Here is a 22,006-nt window from a genome sequence, read left to right as displayed (position 1 = left end):
CAAGACCAAGGGCATCGGAAAAATGCTTCGCCAACTTATTAGCAAACTTGCGCCCGAATAGGTCGCCTACTGCCTACTGCCTACTGCCTTACCCAAACCACGGAGGGCCATTATGACCACTATCGCCTTCATCGGCCTCGGCAATATGGGCAATCCGATGGCCGCCAACCTGGTCAAGGCCGGATATGCCGTGCACGGCTTCGACCTGGTGCCGGAAAACCTCGTCATCGCCAGGGAGCACGGCGTCGTCATCATGGCCAATGCCGTTGCAGCGGTGAAGGATGCCGATGCGGTCATCACCATGCTGCCGGCTGGCAAGCATGTCCTGTCGGTTTACGCAGACATCGCGGCCAAGGGGAAAAAAGGCGCGCTGTTCATCGATTCTTCTACCATCGACGTCGAGTCGGCTCGAAAGGCCCATGCCATCGCCGCCAAGCACGGGTTGCTGTCGATCGACGCGCCGGTCTCCGGCGGCACGGGCGGTGCGGCAGCCGGCACGCTGACCTTCATGGCCGGCGGTTCGAAGGACGCCTTCGCCAAGGCCGAACCAATCCTAAAGCCGATGGCCGGCCGCATCGTTCATTGCGGCGACGACGGCGCCGGACAGGCGGCGAAGATCTGCAACAACATGATTTTGGGCATTTCGATGATCGGCGTTGCCGAGGCCTTCGTGCTGGCGGAAAAGCTCGGCCTGTCGCACCAGGCGCTGTTCGACGTCGCCTCGACCTCGTCCGGCCAGTGCTGGTCGCTGACCACCTATTGCCCGGTGCCCGGCCCGGTGCCGACATCGCCCGCCAACAATGGCTATAAGCCTGGGTTCGCGGCGGCACTGATGCTGAAGGACCTGAAACTGTCGCAGGAGGCCGCACAGAGCGTCGGTGCGGCAACGCCGCTCGGCGCCGAGGCAGCCCAGCTCTATGCGCTGTTCAACGCACAAGGCAATGCCGGCGCCGATTTTTCCGGCATCATCAATTTCCTGCGCGGTGCCACGGGGTAAACTCCGAATTTCATCGTTTTTTCGATATCCTGATGCGGAAAGCTGGCAAGTTTAGGTTTGCTTAAGCTCTTGCTAACCTTGCAGTAACGATGTGCGTTTAAAACGGATTGCGAGGCGGACATCCGCCCGGCGCTCCGGATCAGGTCTCGCGTACCGGAGCCCATAAGTTTCGCCGTAAGTTTCGCAAGTGTATTGTTGGCGAAGCGCCATGCGTATCTGGCAAAGCCGCGTTCCGATGGAGCGCGGTTTTTGCGTTTCAAGGACAGTGAGACGATCGCCTGGCGCGACTCCAGATGATCGTCGGCCTCGTGGCGGCGGTCCTGACCTACGTTGACGACCGGCGCGTCAGCTGCGCTACTTGCGTGCGAGCAAGACGTGAGCCTCTTGGGGGAATATCAGCTCCCCTCCAGTTGAATAGATTGCCAGCGAAGAACTTAGATCAGCCGTGATCGCTGCGATGACTGCGTCCCGACGTCCGGCCTCCATTCCGCTGACCAGCCCAGCCTGCGGTGTCGCTGCCAGCTGTAATCGCACGTATTGCTTTGACGAGGGGAACCGGATGTTCTGTGTCGTCGTGTGGATGGTCACCTGACGAAATCCCGCCCCGGCCACCAATCGGTAAAGCTCGTCCGCATCGGCGAGTGAATGCTCGGACCGTTTCGTTGCCGAAGCGCCCGGACCGAGGTGTCGATCCAAGGCATCCGCCAACGCGTTTGCCGCAGGAGTGTGCTCGATAGCGCTGAAAACGTTTAAGACCAGTCGGCCGTCAGGCACCAGAACTCGGAACATCTCACGTAGCGCACTCGATCGGTCCGGAAAAAACTGCAGTCCGAGCTGGCAAAGAACCAAATCAAAGGTGGAGTCAGGGAACGGCATTTCGAGCGCGCTTCCCTCGTGCCAGTCGATACGCGGTCCAGCACCTCTCGGGAGCGAGCGAGCAACGGCAAGCATGCCCGTGTTAATGTCGAGGCCGACGACCTGCCCATTTCCCATACGCTCGGCCGCCGAGCGTGCCACCACGCCGGTGCCGCAAGCTACGTCCAGAATCCGCTCACCAGATTGAGGCGCAGCATGATCCAAAAGGTCGGCAGCCCACTGGGCTGTGATTGCCGGGACCAGGTAGCGCTCGTAGAGTTCCGCAGCGCTGCCTTCCAGCTGCCACTGCTCTTGCTGGGCCATAGCGTCCCTCCCGGACCAGCCGTTCGGGCAATGGGCCGATCGGCGCTTCAAGCAGCCATCTTAAAGCACGTGTCTGTCAACTAGCAACCGGACCGGGAGACATGGATACAGAGCAGATCGCTAGGACGATCCGCCCGCCACCCTAACGAGACCTTTACTGCTGCTCGTTTCCATCGACGAGACGAATGGCAACGTTCCACCCACAGCCGAATCCAAACCGAGGCACCATCGCCTTTCGGATCACTTGTTGAAGTCGACAGGACACGCCCCGCCATTTCCACCGAGCGGAAGAGTGAAGGCAACCCGGTTGCAGACATAGTCTCGAAGACTATTTCGTTAGAGGCTATACGGCCGCACGAATCTCTTCACATATTGAGGTCCCGCAATGGCGCACGAGCCTCGAAAAAGACCATTATTCCGCAAGCTCGATAATCATCTATTGCGCGTGAGCGACCTCGATGCAGCCGTATCGTTCTATGGGGATCGGCTCGGTCATGCCCTCGTTTGGCGGGACGATGAAGCCGCTGGCTTTGCGCTGCCGGAAACCGATGCGGAACTGGTTGTCCATCTTCATATCGGTCCCGAAACCGATATCCTGGTCGATAACGTGGACGACGCGTTTGAGGAATTCTTGGCCGCCGGCGGTGAGGCTGTGCAACCGCCATTCGAGATCGCGGTCGGACGGTGCGCCCGTGTCCGCGATCCTTTCGGCAACATAGTTGTGATCTTGGACCAATCGAAAGGGATGTTGGTCACTGACGCGAAGGGGCACGTCATCGGTGTCAAGGCGGGCCAGTGATCACGCGTGGTCGTCTATACCGCCAACAGCCTCGCCTGGCGAACGCTTCGCCATAAAGCGGCATTCAATCTCCGGGCGCCCGATTACCGGGCGCCCGGATCGTTCCATCTTACCGCTTGTGCAGATCTGCTTCCGCCAGATCGAGCGCCCTGGCGATACGGTCGCAGGCGATGTCGATCGTCTCGCGCGTCCAGATCAGCGGCGGCGACAGGATCATCGTGTCGCCGGTGGCGCGCAGCATCATGCCCTGGGCAACTGCATGGTCGCGGACAAGCACGGCCGCGCTGCCGGCCGGCAGGAAGCGCTCCTTGGTTGCCTTGTCCTTGACGATCTCGATCGCTCCCATCAGCCCGAACGAGCGCACCTCGCCGACCAGATCGTGCCCACCGAGACGTTCCTGCAGCGCCCTGGCGAAGTAAGGCCCGGTATCGCTCCTGACGCGCTCGACCAGACCTTCGCGCTCGATGATCTCGAGGTTCTTCAGCGCCACCGCGCAGGCCACCGGATGCCCGGCATAGGTGTAGCCGTGATAGAATTCGCCGCCCTTTTCGACCAGCGTCGCCGCGATGCGGTCGCCGACCAGCAGCGCCGACAGCGGCTGATAGCCGGAGGTCAGCGCTTTAGCCGTGGTGATGGTGTCGGGCTCTACATCGAAGGCTTGTGCCGCGAACCACTCGCCGGTGCGCCCATAGCCGGTAATGACCTCGTCCAGCATCAGCAGGACATCGTATTTGCGGCAAATGCGCTGCACTTCCGGCCAATAGCTCATCGGCGGGATCTTCACCCCGCCTGCCCCCATCACCGGCTCGCCGATGAAGGCGGCCACCTTATCGGCGCCGGCTTCGAGGATCGCGTCCTCGACCGCTTTTGCCGCGCGCAGGCCGAAATCATGGTCGCTTTCGCCGGGCAGTGCGAGCTCGTACGCATAGGGCATCATTACATGGACGATGTTGGGCACGGCGCCGCCGAGCTGCTTGTGCATCAAATCCATGCCGCCGAGCGAGGCGCCGGCGATGGTCGAGCCGTGGTAGCCCATCTTGCGTGAGATGATGCGGTTCTTCTCGGGCCTGCCTTCCAGCACCCAATAGTGACGGACCAGGCGCAGCGCCGTGTCGTTGGCCTCCGAACCGGACGAGCCGTAGAACACCTGGTTGATATGCTTCGGCGCGATCTCCGCCAGTTTCTTGGCAAGCAGAACCGGCGTCGGCGTCGAGCATTTGAAGAAGGAGTTGTAGTAGGGCAATTCCTTCATCTGGGCGTAGGCGGCGTCGGCCAACTCGTCGCGGCCATAGCCGACATTGACGCACCACAGCCCGGCCATGCCGTCGAGGATTTCCGTCCCTTCGGCATCGTAGATGAACGGCCCGTTGGCGTGGGTGATGATGCGCGAGCCGGTCTCGCGCATCTCCTTGTGGTCGGTGAACGGATGAAGGTGATGCGCGGCATCGATCTGCTGAAGCTGCTTCAGCGAATAATTCTGGTAGGTCATGTCTGATCTTTCCTCTTGAACCAATCCGGCAGCTTTTGCGCCGGGGCGGATTCGTCAGAGGACAGCGGGCGGCGAATAGCCGATGCGGGCGCAGAGCCGCAATAGCTCGGCGCGAAGCGTGCGCGACGACGGCGTCACCGCCACCCCAAATGTGCAACCCGATTTCGCCAGCCGAGCCATGCATGTACCTTAGGCTGCCTCCAGCCCTCAGTTCAAGCCGTGCCGGTCAAGCGACGCCGGTCAATTGGTGCCAGTCAGGGCCCGTTGCAGGAAGACGTACTTCATCGCCGCCTGTGCGGCCTGCGGCCGCCGATCGCCGCGTCCACCATGGCCGCCCTCGGTCTCCTCGAAGAACAGCGTCTTGCCGTGGCCGGCCGCCTGCAGCCGTGCCGCCATCTTGCGGGCATGCCCGGGATGGACGCGATCGTCGGCGGTCGAGGTCGTCAGCAACACCGGCGGATAGGCTGCATCCGTGTCTACATGCTGGTAGGGCGAATAGGCGGCGAGCCAGGCTGCCTCTTCCGGTTTCGCCGGATTGCCATATTCGGCCATCCACGACGCGCCGGGCGGCAGCTCGGTGTAACGCAGCATATCGAGCAGCGGCACGTCGATGATCACCGCGCCGAATAATTCCGGGCGCTGCGTCAGCGAGACGCCGGTCAGCAAGCCACCATTCGATCCGCCCTGGATGCCCAGCGTGGCCGGTGTGGCGATGCCGCGTTTGACCAGATCTTGCGCGACCGCGGCGAAATCGTCGAAGGCATTCTGGCGATTGGCCTTGAGCGCGGCCTGGTGCCAGTTCGGGCCGAACTCGCCACCACCGCGGATATTGGCCTGCACATAGGCATTGCCCTTCTCCAGCCACAGCCTGCCGCGCACGCCGGCATAGCCGGGCAGCAGCGGCACTTCAAAGCCACCATAGCCGTAAAGCAATGTCGGCACCGGCCCGTCCTGGTCGCGCCGCCTGACGACGAAGTACGGGATCATCGTGCCGTCCTCCGAGCGCGCCTCGAACTGTTCTGAGACCAGGGACGACGCGTCGAAGCGCGCCGGCTGCGATTTCACCGGTGCCAGCGTCGCAGCATTGTCGTCCGACCAGATGATCGAGCTCGGCGTCAGGAAATCGGTGAAGGAGAAGGAGACGCTGGAACCGAAATGCTCGGCATGGCTGATGCCGACATTGCCGTTTTCGGGCAATGCAACGGGCTTGAACTCCCAGCCGCCGCCGCTGCGCTCGCCTGCGATGACCTTGCCGCGCACATTGTCCATCAAATTGATGAACAGCCGGTCCTGCGTGCGGGCAATGCCGGCAATCGAGACGCGGTGCGCCGGCTCGAGCACGGTATCGATGGATCCGAATAGCCCGGTTTCGATCCAGCGCTCGAAATCGAGTGAATAGAGCCCGTCGGGCTTGCACAGCGTGCCGTCCGGCGCCGTCCATGGGGAACGCACGCCGAAGACAAGCTGGCCCTTGAACAGCGCTGTATCGGTGACGTCGTCCGGCAATGGGATGCGCCTGTTCTCGCCGGAAGGCAGCCGCAGGAAACTGTGCGAGGCGAAGAAGTCGAGGGTCCGGGCGAGGAAGACATGACGCTTATCGCCGTCGAATTCGACGGACCCGCCGGCGGCAAGATCCTGCTTCAGCGCCTCGAAGATCGGCATCGCCGCTTCCAGTGGCGTGCCGCGCCGCCAAAGCTTGACCACGCGCGGATAACCGGACTGGGTCTTGTCGTCCTCCTCGAAGGCGGCGGCAACGATAACTGTGTCCTCGTCCAGCCAGCTAAAGCTCGATTTCGAGGCAGGAGCCCGAAAACCGCCATCGACGAAGGACCTGCTTTCGATATCGAATTCGCGCATCTCGCTGGCATCGCCGCCATCCGGCGACAGGCTGAGCAGGCAGCGGCTGAAGTCGGGATAGAGCCGGCTCGCGCCGCTGAACACCCATTTCACCCCCTCTTCCGCCGCCAGACTATCGAAGTCGATGATCGTCTGCCATTCCGGCTTGTCGGTCTTGTAGGATGCGACCGTGGTGCGCCGCCAGAGGCCGAGTACGTTCGTCCGGTCCTGCCAGAAATTATAGACATGGCCGTTGATAGCCGTCCCGACTGCGATGTTATCCTCGGCCGTCATCAGGTCGAGCGCCGTCTCGAACGACGTCTGATAGAACGGATCACGCTGCAGCTCCCCCACCGTGATCGCATTTTGGCGATGCACCCAGTCGAGCGCCTGCTTGCCTCGTCTGTCCTCCAGCCAGAGAAACGGATCTTCGGCCACCCAATCCGGCTGGCCCTTGGTATTCGATTTGGTCATGAGGTCTCCGGTTGAGTCGGACGTCGGTACCGCCCAGATCGACATGGGGCCGCTTATATTCAAGTCATCGCGTCAGGAACGGCAACCTTCTGGCATTCACACCATCCGCCTTCGAATGACAGTTACAGCCCCCAGCGCCAGGCAAATGGCGCCAAGCGTGAGCGGCAGGCCGCCTGCGCCAAGAACATCCATGGCGCCGCCCGCCAGCGGCGGCACGGCGATCCCGCCGACGCCCCACATCAGCGAGAAGGCGGCGTTGCCGGCGACCAGCGCCGAGCCAGTGAACCGCTCGCCGAGCTCGATGATCGACATCGTGTAGATGCCGTAGGAAACCGCACCCCAGATGAAGACGCATGGCCATATGAGCGGCGTCTCGATGAGAACCGGCAGCAGCACGCATCCAAGCACAGTCACCGATACACAGATGAACCGCACCAGCCGCGCCGTCAGCCGTTCCGCTAACAGGCCGAGGGGCACCTGCATGGCGATGTTGCCGGCGATCATCACCGACAGCAGCGCCGACATGCGCGCTTCGGCGATGCCGTAGTGCGTTCCGTAGACCGGCAGCAAGGCGAGCACCGCCTGTTCGAAACCGGCGGCCACGACGACCGCCGACAACAGCAGCCACGCCTGCGGCACGAATCCCAGTACCGAAACCCGGTGCCCGCTCTCGTCGACCCTCGGCAGCCGTGCCAGCACCGAGGCAAGGCAGGCGCCGCAAAACAGGAATGCGCCGATGCCCACCAGAAACGGCGGCCATCCCACGGTGCCGACCGCAAGCAGGCACAGCGGCCCCGCCGCAAAGCCCGCCGAAATGATCGTCGAATAGATGCCCATGACGCGGCCGCGGCGTGCTGGCGGCGCCAGTGCGATCACCCAGACTTCGCTCAGCACGTAGAGCGGGTTGGTGACCCCACCGATCAAAAAGCGCAGCGGAAACCACAGATAGACATTTTGCGTCCAGCCGATCAGCGCCAGCACCAGCGCGGAAAGTGCCGCGCAAATAAGCGCGGTGCGCCCTGCCCCGAAACGCCGCGCCAGCGCCGGAACCAGCGGCGACGAGACGATGAAGCCGATCGGCGTCATTGCCGCCGACAGGCCGATCATGGCCGGCGAGACGCCCTGGCGCTGCAGGATGAAGCTCAACAGCGGATAGCTCAGCCCTTGCGCGATGGCGAACACCGAGACGGTGGCGATCACGCCGGTGATCGCCGCCCATTGCACTATCTCGCCGCTGCTTTGTTCCGCACGTGCCATGAACCACACCAAATATCGGGCTGCAGCATTAGCGTTTCGGTTCCGTCACAGTAAGCACCGGCAACGAAAACCGCTTGCGCCAGCCGGAACGCGATCAAGAGGCTGACGATCCCGCCGGCTGCCCCCAGGGCATGTCGCTTCCCTCGTCCTAGTGGTCGCCGCCTCCGCAATGGCCGGCCAGCCGGCAGTCCATTATGCCGCCGCATTGCCGCAGCGTACGAGGACTATCATGACCGCCGCCCTTCAGCCCGCCGAACCGGCATTGGCAAACGATCGCGCCCGTCGCGGCGGCCGCGCGGGAAAGCGTGCCGGCGGATCGGCGGCGTTCGAACAGCCGCCGTTTCGGCAGTTGAAGAACCCGCTGGCGCCGACGCGGCTGGTTTCCGACGACGAGCTGGAATCCATCCACCTCGCCTCTCTGCGCGTGCTGCGGGAAATCGGCGTCGACGTGCTGCATGACGAAGCCCGGCGCATTATGAAGGCGCATGGCGCCGATGTCCGCGAAGGCAGCGAGCGGGTGCGCTTCGACAGCGACATGATCCTGGAACTGGTTGCGCACTGCCCGCCGGAATTCACCATCCACGCCCGCAACCCGGCGCACAATGTGCGCTTCGGTGGCGATAATCTGATTATCTCGATGATGGCGTCGGCACCCAATTGCTCCGACGTCGACCGCGGCCGTCGGCCGGGCAACCAGCAGGATTACCGCAACTTCCTCAAGCTTGCGCAGATGCACAACATATTGAATTGCACGGGCGGTTATCCGGTCGAGCCGATCGACATCCACCCGTCCGTCCGCCACCTCGAATGCATCCGTGACCTCGCCACGCTGACCGACAAGATGTTCCACATCTATTCGCTCGGCAAGGAACGCAATGTCGACGGCATAGAGATCACCAGGATCGCACGCGGCATCAGTCATGAGCAGTTGCTCGCAGAGCCGTCGGTGTTCACCATCATCAACACCAATTCGCCTCTCAAGCTCGACGTGCCGATGATGGAAGGCATTATCCAGATGTCGAGCAAAGGCCAGGTGGTCATCGTGACGCCGTTCACCCTGTCCGGCGCCATGGCGCCGGTGACGATTGCCGGCGCGCTGGTGCAACAGAATGCCGAGGCGCTGTCCGGCATCGCCTTCGCGCAGATGGTGCGCAAGGGCGCGCCTGTCGGCTACGGCGGCTTCACCTCGAATGTCGACATGAAGTCCGGCGCGCCGGCCTTCGGCACGCCGGAATACATGAAAGCGCAGCTGGTCGGAGGCCAGCTCGCGCGCCGCTACAACATCCCCTACCGCACCTCCAACACCTGCGCCGCCAACACGGTCGACGCGCAAGCAGCCTATGAAAGCGTGTTCTCGCTGTGGGGCGCCATCCAGGGTGGCGGCAATCTGATGATGCATGCGGCCGGCTGGCTCGAAGGCGGCCTGCGCTGCTCCTACGAAAAGACCATCCTCGATATAGACCTGTTGCAGATGGTCGCCGAGTTCCTGACGCCGCTCGATCTTTCCGACGAAGCGCTCGGTTTCGACGCCATCCAGTCGGTCGGCCCCGGCGGTCATTTCTTCGGCACCCAGCACACGCAGGACCGCTACAAGACCGCCTTTTACGCGCCAATCATTTCCGACTGGCGCAATTTCGAGAGTTGGGCGGAGGCGGGATCGCCGACGGCGCTCGAAAAAGCCAATCGCATCTGGAAGGAACGGCTGGCGTCCTATGAAGTGCCTTACATGGACCCGGCGATCCGCGAGGAGCTCAACGCTTTCGTCGACAAGCGCCGGGCCGAAGGCGGCGCCCCCACCGATTTCTGATCATCTGATGAGTAGTCGACCCCCACTCCGTCTTGATGGCAGGCTGGCCGGAAACATCGCTGTATCCGATCTCCGCTTTGTTTTCGCGCCCCGCTCACTCGATTCAATCTCTTTAAAAACGGAAGTGTCTTCATGAAATCTCATGCAAAAGCGGTTGTCATCGGCGGCGGGGTCGTTGGCTGCTCGGTGCTCTATCATCTGGCCAAGGCTGGCTGGACCGACATCATGCTGATCGAGCGTTCGGAGCTCACTTCCGGCTCGTCCTGGCATGCGGCGGGCGGCTTCCATACACTGAACGGCGATCCCAACGTCGCCAAGCTGCAGGCCTATACGGTGCAGCTCTACAAGGAGATCGAGGAGATTTCCGGCCAATCCTGCTCGCTGCACCTGACCGGCGGCGTGATGATGGCCGACACGCCCGAGCGCATGGACTTCTTGCGGCTCGCCCACGCCAAGGGCCGCTATCTCGGCATGGACACCGAACTGATCACGCCGTCCGAAGCCAAGGCGATGTTCCCGCTGATGGACGAGACGAATTTCGTCGGCGCGATGTGGGATCCAGTCGAGGGCCATCTCGATCCTTCCGGCACCACCCACGCCTATGCCAAGGCCGCTAGGAAGCTAGGCGCCGAGATCGTACTGCGCAACCGCGTCGTCGAACTGACGCAGGAGGTCGACGGCACCTGGAACGTCGTCACTGAGCAAGGCACAGTCAAAGCCGAGCATGTGGTCAACTGCGGTGGCCTGTGGGCGCGCGAGATCGGTCGCATGGTCGGCGTCGAACTGCCGGTGCTGGCCATGGAGCACATGTATCTCCTGACCGAGCCGATGCCGGAGGTCGAGGAATTCAACAAGTCGACCGGTCGCGAGATGATTGGCGTGCTCGACTTCAAGGGCGAGATCTATACCCGCCAGGAGCGCAACGGCATCCTGCTCGGCACCTATGAAAAGGCCTGCAAGCCGTGGTCACCGGTCAGCACGCCGTGGGATTTCGGCCACGAACTGCTGCAGCCCGACATCGACCGCATCGCGCCGTCGCTGGAGATCGGCTTCAAGCATTTTCCCGGCATCGAGAAGGCCGGCATCAAGCAGATCATCAACGGCCCCTTCACCTTCGCGCTGGACGGCAACCCGCTGGTCGGCCCGGTGCAGGGCCTGACCAATTTCTGGTGCGCCTGCGCCGTCATGGCCGGCTTCAGCCAGGGCGGCGGCGTCGGCCTGGCGCTGTCGAACTGGATGGTCCATGGCGACCCCGGCTTCGATGTCTGGGGCATGGACGTTGCACGCTTCGGCGAATGGGCAACGCTGCGCTATACCAACGCAAAGGTCCGCGAAAATTATTCGCGCCGTTTCTCCATCCGCTTTCCCAACGAGGAATTACCGGCGGCAAGACCAGCGCAGACGACCCCGCTTTACGACACCATGCTCGCCAACAACGCCGTCATGGGCGACAGCTGGGGTCTCGAAACCCCGCTCTGGTTCGCGCCAAAAGGCTCGGAGCCGAAGGACATAGTGTCCTTCCACCGCTCCAATGATTTCGGTCCGATCGGCGAGGAGGTGCGCGCCACCCGCGAGAGGGTCGGCGTCACCGAGATCGCCAACTTCGCCAAATACGAAGTCTCCGGACCAGGGGCTGAGGACTTCCTCAACCGGCTGATGACCAATCGCATGCCGAAGACGGGCCGCATCGTGCTGACGCCGATGCTGAACGAGTTCGGCCGGCTGATCGGCGACTTCACCATCGCCAAGGCGGGGCCAAGGGGTGGGGAAGAACGCTTCATGATCTGGGGTTCTTCGGCCGCGCAAAAATACCACATGCGCTGGTTCGCGAAGCATCTGCCGAAGGACGGGAGCGTGCGCATCCACCGCTTCGACCAGACGCTGGTCGGCCTCTCCATCGCCGGGCCGAAATCGCGCGACCTGCTGCAGAAACTGGTCGATGTCGACATCTCGACCAAGGCCTTCCGCTTCATGGATTTCCGCGAGATGGCGGTCGGCGGCGCGCCATGCATGGTCAACCGCATCACCTACACCGGCGACCTCGGCTATGAGATCTGGATGGCGCCTGCCTACCAGCGCCTGGTCTACAATGCGATCAAGGAGGCTGGCGAAGAGTTTGGCCTTGTCGATTTCGGCATGCGGGCTTTGCTCTCTATGCGCCTTGAGAAGAACTTCCCGACCTGGTTCCGCGAGCTACGTCCGATCTACGGACCGTTCGAAGGCTCGATGGACCGCTTCATCAAGCTCGAGAAGAACGATTTCATCGGCCGGGAGGCAGCAGCCAGGGAACAGGCAGAAGGGCCGAAACTGCGCCGTGTCTCCTTCATCGTCGATGCAGCGGATGCCGACGTCATGGGCGACGAGCCGATCTGGGCCAAGGTCGGCGGCAAGGATTACGGCACCGTGGAAAAGCCGCATGGCTATGGCGCGCCGCGCTTCGACGCGGGCGGCAAGGAAGTGCGCGGCTCGAACGCCGCCGAAGGCGCATCTGCCGTGCGCGGCATTGTCGACGGCGACTGGCGCGTGGTCGGCTGGGTCACCTCCGGCGGCTATGCGCATTATGTCGAGAAGTCGATGGCGCAAGGCTATGTACCGGCAGCGCTCGCCGAAAACGAGAGCGCCGGGCTGTTCGAGATCGAAATCCTCGGGCACCGGCGGCCGGCACGCATCAATGTCGAACCGCCCTTCGACCCGAGCGGCGAAAAGATGAGGACATAGGCGCAGCCAGGCGGTCGCATTGTGCGGAGCATGCTCTTCATGCTAGCGCAGCCGGCAACACTCTGCTGGCAAGGGCGATGAGATTTCATTGAAGTACAATCTGAGATGGGCCGAGTGGTTGGCCGAGGGACGGATCGGCCCGTTCCCGGCGGCGATCGTCATGGTCGCGGCATACTTCGCCTTGCAGACCATCATACTGTCCCTGCTGAGCTCCTGGGCGGGAACCGGCGTCGGCATCGACGATGCGGAGCAGCTGATCTACGTTCCGTATCTCTGGGCTGGATATGGCGGCTCGCAACCACCCCTCTACACCTGGATCAACTGGCTGGCCGCGCATGTTTTCGGCACCAGTATCTTCACGCTGAAGCTCGTCAAATACTCCGTGCTGTCCCTCGCCGCCTGCAGCGTGTTCGCCGCCATGCGGCGGTTCGGCTACACCAAAGCGACAGCGGCGGCGGCCATGTTCGGCCTGTTTACGATCCCGCAGATCGTCTGGGAATCGCAGCGCGCCTTGTCGCATTCCGTCGCCGTCGTCGGCTTCTGCTCGCTGCTCCTGCTCGCCATGGCCTATCTTCTCGAGCGCCGAAGCATGATCGCCTATGCGGCGTTTGGCCTGGCCACCGCGGCGGCAATTCTTGCCAAGTATAATGATGTCTTCCTCGTGGTCGCCCTTGTTGCGTCGGTGCTGTCGCTGCGCGAATGGCGCAGCGCGATCCTTGATCCGAAGTTCGCCATCAGCATAGCGGCCGCGGTATTAGTGCTGGCGCCAACCACCTATTGGAGCCTCATGCATCCCGCCGATTTATTGTCGAGAGGCGAGAAGTTCGGAATAGACTCGCAACAAGGGCGCATGGCGGCGGCCTTTATCGGCGCCGGCAAGTTTGTCATGGGGACCTTCAATTTCGCGGTCTTGCCGGTGCTCGTCTCCGCCCTGGCTTTCTGGCTGGCGAAGTTCCGTTTCTCCGAGCGGCACCCGAAACGTCCGGCCAGGGAAATTCTGTTGTGGCGTAGCTTGGCGCTCGGCTTGGCCATGCTGGCGATACTTGTGCTGGCCACCGGCGTGACGGTGGTCAAGGACCGCTGGCTGCTGCCGGTCCTGTTCATCTTGCCGCTGGCCATCGTCGCCACTATGGAACGGCTGGCGCCGCGCGGCAGGAATGCGCAGCTCCTGGTGATCTCGGCTGGAGCGATCATCGCCGTGCTGCTCGCCCCCGCCACCTGGTACGTCCAGATAAACGGGACCAGTGGTCTGTCGCGGATGATCCGCGTGGATTACCCCGCCCTCTATCGCCAACTGACTGCGGACGGACCGGTCAAAACCGCAATATCTGATGGTGCATGGGTCGGAAACCTGCGGCTGGTCGACCAAAAACTGGTCGCACTTGACCAGGAAGTGCCTAATTTCGAAACGCTGATGCAGGAGCCGGCCGTACTCGTCTGGCTTGACCGCGACAATCCGAGGCCGGTCATTTTGGAGCAGCTCAAAGCGGCCGGCTATGAGCCGGACGGCCAGCCACGGCAAATGATGGTTCCGCTGTTGCGTGGCACCGACAAGTCCGCCCGGCCCGGCGCATTCGTCCGACTGAAGAGAATGGAAGGAGCCATGGCGCCCAAGAAAGGCGCTGGCGAAGGAGGCGAGGGTGGACAGGAACCCGACTGACCGGCCCCGTCATCATCGCAAGATCATGCCGTTCGAGCCGGACAGCTCGATCGATGCGCTGCGCAAAAAATCGCGCCTGAAGGCCGCTGAACTCAACCAGCATCTGCTGGGCTATGGGGCGCTTGCGGAAGCCGAGTGGCAGGTGGCGGGTATTGCCGCTCCTGACCTGCCCGCCATGCGCCGATACCGGCTCGAGCGCATCCGCGCCGAGCTGAAGCGCCGCGACTATGCGGGAGCCCTGCTCTACGATCCGGTCAACATCCGCTACGCGACCGATGCGACCAACATGCAGCTCTGGGTCGCGCACAATCCGACCAGGCATTGTTTCGTCGCCACCGATGGGCCGGTGGTGCTGTTCGACTATTTCTCGTGCGAGCACCTTTCCGATCATTCCGGCGTCGTCGACGAGGTGCGGCCGGCGGTGTCGTGGGCTTACCTCTACAGCGGCGAGCTGACCGGTCAAAAAGTCCGCCGCTGGGCAGCCGGCATCGCCGAGCTGGTATTGGAACATGGCGGCGGCAATCGCCGTATCGCCGTCGACCATATCAATCCCGAGGGCATCGAAGAGCTCGCCCGTCTCGGCATTTCGACGGGCAATGGCGAGGCGGTGATGGAAAATGCGCGGCTGATCAAATCGCCCGACGAGATCCTTGCCATGCGCCGGGCGATCGTCGCTTGCGAGGCAGCGATGGGTGAGATGGAGCAGGCGCTGAGGCCGGGGATTTCCGAGAACGAATTGTGGGCCGAACTCCACCGCGGAAACATCGCGCGCGGCGGCGAATGGATCGAAACCCGGCTCTTGTCGTCGGGTCCGCGCACCAATCCATGGTTCCAGGAGTGTTCGTCGCGGACGATCGAGGCCGGCGATCTCGTCGCCTTCGACACCGACCTGATCGGTCCTTACGGCTTCTGCGCCGACCTTTCGCGCACCTGGCTTTGCGGTGACGCGCCGCCGTCGCAGGAGCAGCGCGGCCTGTTCCGGATCGCAGCCGACCAGATCGCCCACAACACGGAGCTGATGCGGCCGGGCATATCGTTCCGCGACCTCGTCGAGGGCTCGTCAGTGCCACCGGGAGACTGCTTCCCGGCCCGTTACGGGGTGCTCTATCACGGCGTCGGCCTTGCCGACGAATACCCGACATTGCCGCATGCCGGCGACTGGACCGACGACACGCCGGACGGCGTGCTCGAACCGGGCATGGTGCTGTGCGTCGAGAGCTATATCGGTCGGCTTGGCGGCTACGAAGGCGTCAAGATCGAAGAACAGATCCTGATCACCGAGACCGGCAACGAGAAACTTTCGACCTACCCGCTCGACAATCGGCTGCTTGGCGGCTGAGCGAAGCTAATGCATGTCGCGCAAAAGTGTGCAGCGATTTTGCGATAACGACACGCATAAAACAAGAATCTAATGCGCGTCGCATGAGGCCGACCGAACGCGACGCGCTTTATGTGAGCGCCGCGATTGCCTCGCGCATCGCGGCGACGAAGGTTTCCGGCGTCCTCCTGGCCGTGATGAACGGCAAGCCTTTGCGCCGCCTTGTCCAGCCGACGACCGTCATCTTCTGCGCCGCAGGCTCAAAACGCCGCGCCAGCGCCCAGCTCTCGCAATCGATCGCCGCGACGTCGGCCCTGCCCTCGGCAACAGCAACGACCGAAGCGCGGTGCCCCCAGCTTTCGCTCAGCGCGGAAAAGATATCCAAACTCTCGCCCAGTGCTTGCAGGTCGCGTGTCGGCGCGATGATGCCCGACATGGAATCGAGGCTGTTGAAGGTGAAACGTTTGCCGCGAAGCTGATCGAGCGGAATGACGGCGCCGCCGTCGGCCGGCGACCTTGCCGGCGGTGCCTCGCCCGCCCTCATGACGATGGCGCTCGAATAGAGTTCGCCCTGTCCGCCCTCAAAGGCGTCGTAACGCGGCTGGCCGACGAGCTGGACACGCTGCGACAGGCCGAGTTCCATCGGTCCCCAACAGGTTTGCGCCAAGAGCAGCGCCGGATGCAGCCAGAGCTGGTGAAAATCCAGCTCGTCCGGCGGCAATGTCGCCGGATCGGGCGCGATGGGTTTTCCCTGATCATCGCGAATACCGCCAGGCACGGGGGGCAAATCGCCGGTGCGGCGGATGATCGTCTCCGGCGCATCGATGCCTTTTTGTCTGAAAGCATCGCGCAGCCGCGCCCATTGCGCGTCGACCTCGTCCCGCGCTTCCGGCCAGTCGTACATCGGCAAAGCCGCAATGAATTCGCTCATGCCGGGATTTGACCGTTATGCGGGGAATTGACAAGGTCAGGAAAGCGTCGTCCGCGCGGAACCGCCTGCAACAACGCAAGAATCATTCCTTCGGCGGCTCGGCGGGTACCGGTGCGGTGCCAAGCCCATTGAGGCTGCGTGCCCTGACGCGCGGCTTGAATGCGCGTCCTGGTTCCGGCATGCGCCGCAGCACGGGATGGACGATCGGCTCCTTCGCCTTGAAGGCATAGGCCTTGAGCAGCGCGAAATAGTTCGGATAGGCGTAGCCATTGTTCATCCGCAGCCACTCGTCGCGGCGGTCGCGAAACAGCTTCGGCAGCCTGTACCAGGCCACCGTCGGGCTCTTGTGATGGACGAAATGCAAATTGTTGTTGAGGAACAGGAAGGACAGCGGCGAGCGCTCGACGATGATCGTGCGGCCTTCCGGATGTTCCGACCATTGGTGCTCGGCGTAGGTGCGGATCGAAATCAGCGACTGCCCAAGCCAGACTGGCACCAGTATGTAGAGCCATAACGGCATGCCGAAGCCGAACTGCACGACAGGCAACACTACGGCGAGGCCGATCGCGTGCAGCAGCCATGCCTTGCGGATGGAATTGTCGCCCGCGGCAACCTGCCTGGCGTCGTCGATGAAAAAGCCGATGCAGGAAAGCCACGGACCGAGCACCAAACGCCCGATCATCGTGTTGTTGACCTTCAGCAGGAATTTCATCGCCGACGGCAGCTCCTCGTGCTGCCAGAGCGCCTTGTAATAGCTTTCGGGATCGTCGAGCGGATCGGTCAGGCGCTCGTCTGCATGGTGGCGCAGATGAATGGTCTTGAATCGTCGAAACGGCCAGACAAGGCCAATCGGCAGGAAAACAAGGGCTTCATTGAGCCGCGCGTTCCGGGTTGGGTGGCCGTGCAGGACCTCGTGCATCAGCGAGGATTGCAGCGCCGCAATCAGCGTGAGAAAGGCGAGTGCCAGCAGCGGGTAGGATGGCCAGAGCAGAAAGCCGGTAGCGAGCCAGCCGCCGTAGCAGAGAAGTGTGAGAAATACGGTCGGCCATTCGATGGCCGCTGTGCCGTGTCGCTTATTGCCCATGCTCGTCATGCTATCGACCACTGCCTTCCAGTCGCCGGAACCCGTTTGATTCCTGACAGCATTGTGTCAGGAGCGTTGCATCGCTGCAACGCGATAAAGCGCACAAACTGTTGCGATTGCGCATTTTCAGCTGCAGATGTTATCTATTGTAAACAAGCTCGTAGATTCATTTGCGCTCGAAACGCCATGTAGACCGCTTCGGCGCAAATTTTTGCTCACATGAGGGAGAGTAGAGATTTGGACAAGCGCGACCTGTCGACGATCTTTCGCGAGCGCCTGAAAATGCTCTTGACAAGGTCCGATTTGAACCAGTCGGCCTTCGCCGCCGCCGTTGGCATCGACCGTTCGGCGCTATCGCAGCTGCTCTCCGGCGCCTCGACCCGCCTTCCCCGCGCCGAGACGCTGCTCAACATCGCGGCCGAATTCAAAGTCTCGCTCGACTGGCTGCTCGGCCTCAGCCAGGACGAGGGCGTCACCGGTGAAATCCGCGAGAGCCTTGAGATCGAGGAGGCGCCGGACGGCTTCGACCGCACGCTGCTGGCTCGCTGGCATGCCGAGGCGGCGGGAACGAAAATTCGCTACGTGCCGGCCGGCATTCCCGATCTTCTGCGCACCGAGGCGCTTGTCGACTACGAAGCCGTCATCGCTAACAAGAGCCGCGAGGCACAGGCCGGTGAAACCCAGTACCGCATCGACTACAACCGACGGCCCGAAACCGACATGGAAGTCTGTATGCCGCGCCACACGCTGGAGATCTTCGCGCGCGGGCTGGGCGTGTGGGACCGCTTTCCGGAGGCCGACCGCCACCAGCAGCTCCTGCACATGGCGACGCTGCTCGATGACCTCTATCCCACCTTCCGCCTGTTTCTCTATGACGGGCGGATGCGCTATTCGATCCCCTACACCATCTTTGGGCCTTATCGCGCCGCCATTTACGTCGGCGATATGTATCTGGTGCTGAACGCCACGCAGCCGATCCGCACCCTGACCAGCCATTTCGACAATTTGATACGCGCCGCGGACGTCAACGCGCATGAAGCGGCCAGCTTCACACGAAAGCTGGCGGAGATGCGATTTTGACCGGCTGCTCTCCGCGCCGACATTGACGGCACATAAAGAATTCTTTATATCCTTATCTCAGTTATTCTTCCGGGAAGGCGTATTTCACATGACCAATCCGATCGACGCTCTGCTTGCCGAAAAGGGCATCCTGCTCGCCGATGGCGCCACCGGCACCAATCTGTTCGCCATGGGTCTTGAGGCCGGCGAGGCTCCCGAGCTCTTGAACGAGACCGCGCCCGACACAATCACCAGCCTGCACCAGAACTTTGTCGATGCCGGCGCCGACATCATCCTGACCAACTCTTTTGGCGGCACTCGTCACCGGTTGAAGCTGCACCATGCGCAGGACCGGGTTTACGCGCTGAACAAGCGCGCCGCCGAGATCGCGAGCGCCGTTGCAAAAAAGGCTGGCCGCAAGGTGATCGTGGCCGGCTCCGTCGGCCCGACCGGCGAGCTTCTGGTGCCGCTCGGCGCCATGACCTATGACGAGGCGGTCGAGGCCTTTGCCGAGCAGATCGAGGGGCTGAAGGCCGGCGGCGCCGAAGTCGCCTGGATCGAAACCATGTCGGCGCCGGACGAGATCCGTGCCGCCGCCGAAGCCGCCATCCGCGTCGGCTTGCCCTATACCTATACCGGCTCCTTCGACACCGCCGGCCGCACCATGATGGGGCTGCTGCCGAAGGACATCCACGGCGTCGTCGATGGCCTGTCGCAGACACCGCTCGGTGTCGGCGCAAATTGCGGTGTCGGCGCCTCCGACATTCTCGCCTCGCTGCTCGACATGACCGAGGCGAAGCCGGAAGCAACGGTGATCGTAAAGGGCAATTGCGGCATTCCCGAATTTCGCGGCGCCGAGATCTATTATTCCGGCACGCCCGAGCTGATGGCCGACTATGTGCGCCTAGCCGTCGATGCCGGCGCCAAAATCGTCGGCGGCTGCTGCGGCACTTCGTTCCAGCACCTTGCCGCCATGCGCAAGGCGCTCGATGCGCACACCAAGTCGGATCGCCCGACCGTCGAGCAGATCGTCGAACGCATTGGCCCGATGCGTAACAAGCAGGCGACGGTCAACGTCGCCGAGACCAGCGAAGCCCGCCGCGAGCGGCGCCGCGGACGCGCCTGACGCTTTCGTCTGCGACGCAGTCCGCGCGAAGCAGTGCAGCCGCGAAAAAAAGGCCGGCAAGGTTTCCCTCGCCGGCCTGCCTCACCCGCCCGTAGGCCGGCTCCCCCTATCAGAACGATCCCATCTGAAAGAAACCGGCCGTCATTGCCACTACCGGTTACCGCCGAGCGCCGAGGCAAGGCGCACAAGCGAGAGGAACTCGGACCGGTATCCAAACGGGTCGGCTCCTCGGGCGGCGGTGGCAATCTCCATGATCTTGTCGTAGCCGAACTTCGCGGTCGCGTCCTCGTCTCGCAGTTTCTGGCCGAAGGCAGCAACGGCAACGGAGAAACGCTGGTCGGTGCTGGCCTGGTCGAACGACGCCACCTCGTTGGCTGACGTTACCGGCGTGGTGATCAGCTTCGAAGTGTCCTCGTTCGGCAGCTTGTAGCGGATCTTGACGAAGGCATATTCGTCGGCATTGGCGACGCCGCCATTGTTCACCGAGGCCTGGCCATAGCGCAGCTGATCAATCTGTTCGCCACCGCTGCCCTTAGGCGTGATCTCGTAGATCGCGGTGACCGAATGGCCTGAGCCGATCTCGCCGGCATCGACCCGGTCGTTGTTGAAATCCTCTCGGTTCAAGGCGCGGGTTTCGTAGCCGATCAGCCGGTACTCCGAGACCTTGTTCGGGTTGAACTCGACCTGGATCTTCACGTCCTTGGCGATGGTGAACAGTGTCGAGGAGGCATCCTCGACCAGCACCTTCTCGGCCTCCGCCAACGTATCGATATAGGCAGCGGTGCCATTGCCGTTCTGGGCGATAGTCTGCATCATCTGGTCATTCAGATTGTCGCGGCCGAAGCCGAACACCGACAGGAACACGCCTGTCTTGCGCTCCTTTTCGATCAGCCGCTTCAGGTCGTCGTCGTCGGTCTGGCCGACATTGAAGTCGCCATCTGTGGCGAGCATCACCCGGTTGATGCCGTCCTTGACGAAGGATTTCTGCGCCAGCCTGTAGGCTTCCTTGATGCCCGCCTCGCCTGCCGTCGAGCCGCCGGATGCCAGATTGTCGATGGCAGCGAGGATATTGTCCTTTTCCGAAGCCTTGGTGGGCTCCAGCACGGTACCGGCATCGCCCGCATAGGTGACGATCGAGACGGTGTCGTCAGGTCTCAGCTTGTTGACCAGCAGCCGGAAGGCCGACTGCAGGAGCGGCAGCTTGTCCTGCTCGTTCATCGAGCCCGACACATCGATCAGGAAGACCAGATTGGCCTTGGGCTGCTCGGCCGGCTTCACGTCGAAACCCTTGATAGCGACATGCATCAGCCTGGTGTGCTCGTTCCACGGCGTCGGCATGACGCTGACGGTCGAATTGAACGGCGCCGAGGCGGAGTCCGGGCCTTTCCAGTCATAGGGGAAATAGTTGACCATCTCCTCGACGCGCACCGTATCGGCCTGCGGAATAAAACCCTCCTTCAGCGAGCGCCGCACGAAGGAATAGGATGCGGTGTCGACATCGATCGAGAAAGTCGAGACCGGGTCTTCGAGTGCGGCATGCACCGGGTTGGTCTTGAAATCCTCGACCCGGTCGCGGTTTTCCTCTTGCGGCAGCATCTGGTCGGCCGGCGCAGCGGCAGGCTGCTGTGCCATCAGCTTGGACTCGGCGACCGTGCCAGGCATGCGTCCGACCCGCGCACCGCCATCGACGGCCGGAGCCGCGGAGCTTGCACCGCCATCCAGCGCAAACTCGCCGCTCTGCGCCGGTTCGGGTGCATTGCGGGTGAGCACATCCTGCTGCGTCAACCCGCCGACCGCGGTCGATTCCGCTTTCGGCGGCGATGTCGGCGCCACAAGCGCCTCGCCGGCGTCGCGGCTTTCGCTGTCGGCGTCCGCCTTCTTCTGCTTATCTGCTTCGGCAACGACCGGCGGTTTGACGGTCGCCGGCTTGTCAGCCAGCGTTTCGGTGATCTTATCGTCCCCGCCGAATTCGGGCCCGCCGAATTTGGATTCCCCCAGCATATAGATGGTAGCGTATCCGGCGATCGGCAGGGCAACGAGCCCGGCAATGGCCGGCGTGGCGAAGAGTTTCTTTTGCATGATTTCGCTCCAGAGCCTTTGTGCTCGCTCTGTGAGACGAAGCCCGCCTGCCGATCCTTGGGCGGCCGGTAAAGTTTTTTCTTCCATGTCATAGGCGCGCAGCGCGGCCTGAAGGGCACGCGCCTTTGCATCCGCGTCGGGCGCCGGTGCTGCGATACCGCGCAGCCTGTTCAGTTGATTGTCGTCGACCATG

At 62.6% G+C, this 22,006-nt stretch carries 15 protein-coding genes; 8 read left to right on the top strand and 7 right to left on the bottom strand.

The annotated features are described in order from the left end of the window. Positions 1-112: 112 nt before the first annotated feature. Positions 113-997 (top strand): 3-hydroxyisobutyrate dehydrogenase, encoded by an 885-nt coding sequence (mmsB, locus tag RQ479_RS03535; protein WP_376704116.1) that lies wholly within the window; start codon positions 113-115, stop codon positions 995-997. A gap of 354 nt (positions 998-1,351) precedes the next feature. On the opposite strand, the gene RQ479_RS03530 is transcribed toward mmsB, so the two are convergent. Beyond that, positions 1,352-2,176, bottom strand: coding sequence for a class I SAM-dependent methyltransferase (locus RQ479_RS03530; protein WP_376704115.1), 825 nt, complete (start codon positions 2,174-2,176; stop codon positions 1,352-1,354). Positions 2,177-2,561: 385 nt separating this feature from the next. On the opposite strand from RQ479_RS03530, the gene RQ479_RS03525 reads away from it, so the two are divergent. Next, the gene (locus RQ479_RS03525) at positions 2,562-2,975 is read left to right on the top strand and encodes a VOC family protein (protein WP_156948098.1); all 414 of its coding nucleotides are present in this window, start codon (positions 2,562-2,564) and stop codon (positions 2,973-2,975) included. Between the two features lie 109 nt (positions 2,976-3,084). Here RQ479_RS03525 and RQ479_RS03520 read toward each other — a convergent pair whose 3' ends face one another. The 3 genes from RQ479_RS03520 to RQ479_RS03510 form a co-directional block, all read right to left on the bottom strand. Next, positions 3,085-4,464 carry an aspartate aminotransferase family protein gene (locus RQ479_RS03520; protein ID WP_376704114.1) on the bottom strand — a complete coding sequence of 460 codons (1,380 nt, stop codon included), beginning with the start codon at positions 4,462-4,464 and terminating at the stop codon, positions 3,085-3,087. Between the two features lie 240 nt (positions 4,465-4,704). After that, the gene (locus RQ479_RS03515; RefSeq protein ID WP_376704113.1) at positions 4,705-6,774 is read right to left on the bottom strand and encodes a prolyl oligopeptidase family protein; all 2,070 of its coding nucleotides are present in this window, start codon (positions 6,772-6,774) and stop codon (positions 4,705-4,707) included. Between the two features lie 96 nt (positions 6,775-6,870). Continuing rightward, a complete protein-coding gene (locus RQ479_RS03510; RefSeq protein WP_376704112.1) occupies positions 6,871-8,031 on the bottom strand; it encodes an MFS transporter in 1,161 nt (386 codons plus the stop codon). Between the two features lie 229 nt (positions 8,032-8,260). Between RQ479_RS03510 and RQ479_RS03505 the strand changes: the two genes are divergently transcribed. The 4 genes from RQ479_RS03505 (at position 8,261) to RQ479_RS03490 (ending at position 15,555) form a co-directional block, all read left to right on the top strand. Next, positions 8,261-9,838: a trimethylamine methyltransferase family protein gene (locus RQ479_RS03505; RefSeq protein WP_376704111.1), complete on the top strand. Its 1,578-nt coding sequence runs from the start codon at positions 8,261-8,263 to the stop codon at positions 9,836-9,838. A 132-nt stretch (positions 9,839-9,970) separates the two neighbouring features. After that, complete coding sequence (locus RQ479_RS03500; protein WP_376704110.1) at positions 9,971-12,556, top strand: FAD-dependent oxidoreductase; 2,586 nt, start codon at positions 9,971-9,973, stop codon at positions 12,554-12,556. Between the two features lie 88 nt (positions 12,557-12,644). Beyond that, on the top strand, positions 12,645-14,216 hold the full coding sequence (locus RQ479_RS03495; RefSeq protein ID WP_376704109.1) for an ArnT family glycosyltransferase: 1,572 nt from the start codon (positions 12,645-12,647) through the stop codon (positions 14,214-14,216). 25 nt (positions 14,217-14,241) lie between these two features. Next, positions 14,242-15,555 (top strand): M24 family metallopeptidase, encoded by a 1,314-nt coding sequence (locus tag RQ479_RS03490; RefSeq protein ID WP_376705859.1) that lies wholly within the window; start codon positions 14,242-14,244, stop codon positions 15,553-15,555. 109 nt (positions 15,556-15,664) lie between these two features. Here RQ479_RS03490 and RQ479_RS03485 read toward each other — a convergent pair whose 3' ends face one another. Together RQ479_RS03485 and RQ479_RS03480 are read right to left on the bottom strand one after the other, a co-directional pair. Next, positions 15,665-16,465, bottom strand: coding sequence for a PhnD/SsuA/transferrin family substrate-binding protein (locus tag RQ479_RS03485; RefSeq protein ID WP_352467737.1), 801 nt, complete (start codon positions 16,463-16,465; stop codon positions 15,665-15,667). 82 nt (positions 16,466-16,547) lie between these two features. After that, a complete protein-coding gene (locus tag RQ479_RS03480; RefSeq protein WP_376704108.1) occupies positions 16,548-17,549 on the bottom strand; it encodes a fatty acid desaturase in 1,002 nt (333 codons plus the stop codon). Positions 17,550-17,786: 237 nt separating this feature from the next. Between RQ479_RS03480 and RQ479_RS03475 the strand changes: the two genes are divergently transcribed. Beyond that, entirely contained in the window at positions 17,787-18,629 is an 843-nt protein-coding gene (locus RQ479_RS03475; RefSeq protein WP_352528189.1) for a helix-turn-helix transcriptional regulator, read from the top strand. Between the two features lie 88 nt (positions 18,630-18,717). Beyond that, positions 18,718-19,734: a betaine--homocysteine S-methyltransferase gene (bmt, locus tag RQ479_RS03470; protein ID WP_376704107.1), complete on the top strand. Its 1,017-nt coding sequence runs from the start codon at positions 18,718-18,720 to the stop codon at positions 19,732-19,734. A 150-nt stretch (positions 19,735-19,884) separates the two neighbouring features. On the opposite strand, the gene RQ479_RS03465 is transcribed toward bmt, so the two are convergent. Then, positions 19,885-22,005 carry a von Willebrand factor type A domain-containing protein gene (locus RQ479_RS03465; protein ID WP_376704106.1) on the bottom strand — a complete coding sequence of 707 codons (2,121 nt, stop codon included), beginning with the start codon at positions 22,003-22,005 and terminating at the stop codon, positions 19,885-19,887. Position 22,006: the final 1 nt, after the last annotated feature.

It is taken from the genome of Mesorhizobium sp. ISC25, assembly GCF_042295465.1.
Lineage (GTDB): Bacteria > Pseudomonadota > Alphaproteobacteria > Rhizobiales > Rhizobiaceae > Mesorhizobium.
Note: the sequence above shows the minus strand (reverse complement) of the source record. Positions and strands in the feature narration are given on the sequence as shown.